Source organism: Aequorivita sp. CRS11 (assembly GCF_059693805.1).
The window spans coordinates 1-5,441 of record NZ_JCATIG010000018.1; the positions used below are offsets into that span (position 1 = coordinate 1).

General features: G+C 36.7%; 8 protein-coding genes. 2 read left to right on the plus strand and 6 right to left on the minus strand.

The window, feature by feature from the left end; genetic code table 11:
* From AC58DT_RS15425 to AC58DT_RS15445, 5 genes are all read right to left on the minus strand, one after another.
* On the minus strand, positions 1-365 hold a 365-nt coding region (locus tag AC58DT_RS15425), incomplete at its 3' end, for a hypothetical protein (protein ID WP_497217699.1).
* A gap of 192 nt (positions 366-557) precedes the next feature.
* Positions 558-995 (minus strand): PaaI family thioesterase, encoded by a 438-nt coding sequence (locus tag AC58DT_RS15430; protein WP_020535371.1) that lies wholly within the window; start codon positions 993-995, stop codon positions 558-560.
* 85 nt (positions 996-1,080) lie between these two features.
* Positions 1,081-1,977: a dioxygenase family protein gene (locus AC58DT_RS15435; RefSeq protein ID WP_147169668.1), complete on the minus strand. Its 897-nt coding sequence runs from the start codon at positions 1,975-1,977 to the stop codon at positions 1,081-1,083.
* Positions 1,978-2,059: 82 nt separating this feature from the next.
* Positions 2,060-2,389 (minus strand): DoxX family protein, encoded by a 330-nt coding sequence (locus AC58DT_RS15440; RefSeq protein WP_211213907.1) that lies wholly within the window; start codon positions 2,387-2,389, stop codon positions 2,060-2,062.
* Positions 2,390-2,529: 140 nt separating this feature from the next.
* Entirely contained in the window at positions 2,530-3,411 is an 882-nt protein-coding gene (locus AC58DT_RS15445; protein WP_020535373.1) for an SDR family oxidoreductase, read from the minus strand.
* A gap of 131 nt (positions 3,412-3,542) precedes the next feature.
* On the opposite strand from AC58DT_RS15445, the gene AC58DT_RS15450 reads away from it, so the two are divergent.
* Entirely contained in the window at positions 3,543-3,932 is a 390-nt protein-coding gene (locus AC58DT_RS15450) for a winged helix-turn-helix transcriptional regulator (protein WP_483084944.1), read from the plus strand.
* A 26-nt stretch (positions 3,933-3,958) separates the two neighbouring features.
* Here the strand turns inward: AC58DT_RS15450 and AC58DT_RS15455 are convergent, their stop codons facing one another.
* Positions 3,959-5,011 carry an LLM class flavin-dependent oxidoreductase gene (locus tag AC58DT_RS15455; RefSeq protein ID WP_211356948.1) on the minus strand — a complete coding sequence of 351 codons (1,053 nt, stop codon included), beginning with the start codon at positions 5,009-5,011 and terminating at the stop codon, positions 3,959-3,961.
* Positions 5,012-5,259: 248 nt separating this feature from the next.
* Between AC58DT_RS15455 and AC58DT_RS15460 the strand changes: the two genes are divergently transcribed.
* Positions 5,260-5,441: hypothetical protein (locus AC58DT_RS15460; protein WP_497217700.1), on the plus strand; the 182-nt coding region annotated here is incomplete at its 3' end.

Genomic DNA, 5,441 nt, shown 5'->3' on the forward strand with positions numbered 1-5,441 from the left:
AATAAGATTGGTCCAGTTCCATCCGTTACAGGATTTTCCAATTCGTAAAATTCAAATTCTAAATCATTTAGTTTTTCATTCCGATATGATTTTTTATCCGTTTTTAAAAACTTTTCAAATCCGAAAAGAAGAGAGTCAGATTGAATAATCTTTCTAATAGAAATAGTTTTTGATGAGTCTATTTGATTGACATATTTATAATTCAGAGAATTATCCGTTTTGTTGAAAGTCAAATAGAACTTTTCATTTTTGGGTTCTGAACCAAAGAATATAGTTGCATTCATTTCAGATTTCCATTCCGTGTTTTTTTCAGAACATCCGAAACATAAAGTGAATATCAATATGTATGTTAATAGGTTTCTCAAAATGTGTTACAACGTTTTGCGTGTATGAGAAGTAGCGGATTAAAAAGCACTTCACTTTCAGTTTGGCACTGACTTTTATTAAAAGCACAGACCTTTGATTTAGCACTAAAACCGCTATTTCTTATACACGCTGTTACCTGCTGGCTATTTTTATTTCAGTTTATATTCTCTTCTCTATTTTAGAAAACATTTTTACTTTTCTGTCGGATTATCTTTTGGAAAAAAATTATAAACACCTTTTCCTTCTGCAATTAGTTCATCATTTTGGAAGGCTTTCATTTTCGTTACAAGTATTCTATTTCCAAATCTAACAATTTTGCCTTCTACAATTATTGACGATGCTTCTGCGCCTTTTAAATAATCTATTCTTATATCAATTGTTACTAATTTATCCTCAAAAGATTTAAAGTGAGTTCCGCCCGCAATTCCTCCAACAGAATCCATTATTGTTGCAATAATTCCTCCGTGCCATCTGTTTCTTCTAAAATCACCGACCACTTCGTCTCTAAAGGGAACGCTAACTCTTACAAATCCATTTTCGAGGACTAATAATTTCAGTCCTAAAAATTTATGAATTGGAATATTTTGTTCAATTACTTGTTTAAAAAATTCATTGTTTTGTACTGTCATTTCATTCTAGTTTATATTTTTTCACATCGCTCCAAATTTCTACCTTCATATTAGTATTTACATAAGTAGGTGTTTCTATTTTAATTCAGGATTCAATAATAAAACTACGTTCACTAAAAGCTGGAATAGTTGGTTCACCTTCGAAAAAATGCTTGATTTCATCTGTCTTATCTATAAGTCCCAAACTGTAAAGTACAGGAACGTAGTGGTCGGGAGTAGGAGCGGCTAATTTCCCTAATTTATGACTGTTTTGGTAATTAATGAGATTGGCAAAGTTTCGGGAATCAATTTGTTGTTTAATCCAAGCATCGTATTCTGCCTCCCAGCCATAAGGAGTTGTATTGTTTGTGCGCATTTTTTGCATTGCCAATGGCAAATTATGGATAAGTGCACCGCTACCAATTATTAAAACCCCTTTGTTTCGCAATGATTTTAGTTGTTTGCCCAACTCATAATGATATTCGGGCTTGGCGTAATAGTCAATACTTAGCTGAAAAACAGGAATATTGGCATCTGGAAATAAGTGCATCAGCATTGGCCACGCACCGTGGTCTAAACCCCATTCCGTTGTTTCGGAAACGGAAGGAACAATTTTCTTTACTTCGTGAGCAATTTCGGGCGAACCTTTGGCATTGTAATACACTTTGTAGTATTCTTCTGGAAAACCATAGTAGTCGTAAATCTGTTTTTGATCAGGAGAAACATTTACGAATGTACCTTTAGTACACCAATGTGCTGATACGACCAATGCAGCTTTTACTTCATAATTTTTTTGAAGATTAATCCCTAAGTCATAAAGTTTTTGCCAAAATTCCCTTTCACTTCTTGAAACCGGGATGTCCATCGGGTTTCCGTGTGAGGTAAACAGCACCGGCATTTTTTTACTCTGTGAAGGAAGTGTGTCAGTAAAATTTTTAAGGCTGCTTAATGTTCCCATTGCGGTTAAGGCTAAAATTGATTGAAGAAATTTTTTGCGTTCCATAGTAATTTATAGTTTGGGTTGAATAGGTACTTTTTTATACCTGCCCCATGCAATGAAAAGTGCTATTGCTCCTAAAATCAAATTAAAGCCTAATACTTGATATTCGCCTTTGGTTATATGATATATAAAAGCGAACACCATAACCATAAAGACCCAACGCTGCCAAAGGCGTAAAAAATGGTTTAATGCGCAATAAGGCAGGCAGTAAAAGTCCGATACCGCCAAGCAATTCAGAAATACCAATGAACCTGACAAAAACCACAGAAAAGTCATTTACCCAAGGCATTGATTTTCCAAGTTCTTCAATGGGTTGAGTTGACTTCATAGCACCTGCCATTAAAAACATGGCTGCTAGTAATGCTTGTGCTACCCACAAGGCTATGTTTAGTGTTTTATTGTTTTTAATTGTCATATTTTATTGGTTGTCTGACAATTTTTGTGGTTTGAGGATGGATTGATTATAGGAGTTTGTAAATCATTGATAATAAACCCCAAAGGAGTGAACTGTTTTCCTACTTGACAATCCTCTACAAAAATTGTCAGACAACCTTTTTATTTTTTAAATTTAGCTAAGAGAAATTCTTGAACTGAAGTTGGTTTACGACCGAGTAGTTGAGTTAATTCAGTTGTAGGAACATTCATAGTATCCGCTGCAAAAGCAACTGCAAATGCTGCAAACATGCGTGCATACATCTCAGGAACACCATATTGCATTAAGGTTTGCTGATATTCTTCTTGTTCGGGAGAAACATAGTTTATCGCAACTCCGGTAATATCAGAAATGTACTTCGCAACTTCTCCAAACGACACTGGTTGCTCAATTCCAATGTTGTATGTTTTATTTTCGTGACCGCCCGTAGTTAACACATTAGCAAGTGCTTCTGCAATTTCGTTACGAAGTACAAAATTTATTTTTCCATCACCTGCCGGAACAAAAATGGTTTTGGTTTCTAATACCTGTTCACCTACAAAATCCATTAGCATATCCAAATAAAAAGCGTTTGCAAAAAGAGTATAAGTAATGCCTGATTCTTTAAGGTATTTTTCGGTTTTCACATGATCCTCGGTAATAAACCAAAGCGGAGATTTAGGGTCGTCATGGGTTCTCATAAAGCCCGTATAGATGATATGCTTCACACCACTTTCTTTTGCAGCTTTGATCGCATTGATGTGCTGCACCGCTCTGCTTTTTGTCATTTCGCTTGAAGAAATTAGTAGCAAAGTTTCTACGCCTTGCATAGCAGAGCGAAGGGAATCAAAATCATCATAGTTGCCTATTTTTACATCTACACCCTTAGATTTTAATTCTGCTGCCTTTGCTTCATCTCTTGCCAAAGCTGAAATTTGATTTGCTGCAACACCTTTTTCAAGCAGAAAGTTAATTGTTGACTTCCCTAGCTGTCCTGTTGCTCCCGTAATTAATACTTTATTCATAATGATTTTATTTTTTTTAGTGACACATTTTTTTAACTGTGCAAATATAGTTACTTTTGCTATACTTTAGTAACTATTATACCATAGTATATTACTATACTTTAGTATAGCATAAGCATAAACAGGATAAAATGAGCAGAATATCACAATTAGAAAGTGTAAAGAAGTGTTCGGGAGAGTTTGTTTTAGCCGTAAACGACACGATGAACGTGTTGAACGGCAAATGGAAATTGCCGATAATAGGTTCTTTGCTCTATGGCAAAAAACGCTTCAAGGAATTGGAAAGGGAAATTCCTAAAATCACGCCCCGTATGCTTTCCAAAGAGCTGAAAGACCTGGAAGTCAACGGCATTGTAACCCGCACTGTTTATAATACCATACCTGTTACAGTAGAGTATGAACTGACAGAATCGGGAAACACCCTCAATACGGTTTTGGATGCTATGATAGCATGGGGCTTGCAACACCGCAAAATGGTTATCGGAAAAAAGGAGAAGGTTGCGGAAACTGTCAGTGTTTAACAAAGTGGTGGTTTTTAGAGGTGCCCTTAAATAGTTCCCGCTTTAATCTTTTCTTTAACAAGCGGAATTACTTTTGTCGCATAAACGCTTATTGCTTCTTTAACTATATCGTGAGGCATAGTTGCCAAAGGCATTTGAATTATAAACCTGTCAATGTTCAAATGGTTTATAAGCAACATAATTTTGTCAGCTACTTCTTCGGGTCCACCTACAAATAATCCTTGTCCTGAGGAACGTGCGTAATCAAAATCGCTTCTGGTGTAAGGCGGAAAACCACGTTCTCCCAATAAGTGATTTCTGTAATACTGTATGTATGGAAAAAATGTGTCGGCAGTTTCTTTGCTGTTGTTAAGCACAAAACCGTGTGCGTGAACGCTGAATTTTAATTTATCCGAATCGTGCCCACTTTCTTGTGCTACCGCGCGATACAATTTTGCGTAATTACAGAAATCAACAATATTGCCACCCAACATAGCTAAAACCACGGGAAGTCCAAGTTTTGCCGCTTTAATGACTGTACTCCGCGAACCACCCAAGGCCATAGATATGTTCAATGGTTTTTCGGTACGTGGATAAACGCCTAAGTTGTCAATCGGACTTCTTGTTTTTCCCCTCCACGTAACAAATTCGTTATCTCTTGCTTTAAGTAACAATTCAAGTCGTTCATCAAACAATAAGTCGTATTGATTGAGGTCGAAACCAAACAAAGGAAATGATTCGGTAAATGCACCACGACCAACCAATAATTCTGCTCGTCCATTACTGATGGCATCAATTGTAGCAAAGTCCTGATACACACGAATGGGATCGCTGGTCGATAAAACGGTGACGGTACTACCCAATGTAATGTGTTTGGTATTTCCCGCAGCCGCAGCCAACACTATCGCTGGCGATGAAGCCGCAAATTCTCGTCTATGATGCTCGCCTACGCCATAAAAGTCAACTCCCAACTTGTCAGCCAATACAATGTCATCAACCACTTGTCGAATGCGTTCTGCTTGTGATATAGTTCTGCCCGTATGTGGGTCAGGCATAACATCGGCAAAGGTGGAAATGCCATATTCAATTTTCTTTTTCATACTTTATTATAATGCTAGCGGTGCTTCACTATTGTGGTTGATATTATTTACATTACTTATCTAGCGTGCATATTTTTCCTTCTTTCACTTCCAAAGCAGTTTCTGGATGCGTTTTTTACACAATAAAAAATTCAATGTTTAGTTCCATAATTCCTTTGAGTTTTATTTTTTTTTAGCTTGCAGGTAACGGTCAAGTATAAGCGTAGTGCGGGATTTCGGAGCGATTCACTGTCCGCACGCACCAAACTTTGATAGATGCCAAAATACTTAATTTTAGCCACTCAGCCCGCATTACGCTTATACAATGTGCCTGTTGCACAACCATCTCTTCAAATATAGCAAAAGGCTTGTATAAAATTGAGAAGTTTATTAATTTCATGCCTATGCAAGGCAAGAAAAACTATCAGGAAAAACTCTTCACAAGCTTTAA

Coding starts and splice junctions, on each gene's coding strand:
- AC58DT_RS15430 (WP_020535371.1), bottom strand. CDS start 995: ATGACAGTACAAAACAATGAATTTTTTAAACAAGTAATTGAACAAAAT.
- AC58DT_RS15435 (WP_147169668.1), bottom strand. CDS start 1,977: ATGGAACGCAAAAAATTTCTTCAATCAATTTTAGCCTTAACCGCAATG.
- AC58DT_RS15440 (WP_211213907.1), bottom strand. CDS start 2,389: ATGACAATTAAAAACAATAAAACACTAAACATAGCCTTGTGGGTAGCA.
- AC58DT_RS15445 (WP_020535373.1), bottom strand. CDS start 3,411: ATGAATAAAGTATTAATTACGGGAGCAACAGGACAGCTAGGGAAGTCA.
- AC58DT_RS15450 (WP_483084944.1), top strand. CDS start 3,543: ATGAGCAGAATATCACAATTAGAAAGTGTAAAGAAGTGTTCGGGAGAG.
- AC58DT_RS15455 (WP_211356948.1), bottom strand. CDS start 5,011: ATGAAAAAGAAAATTGAATATGGCATTTCCACCTTTGCCGATGTTATG.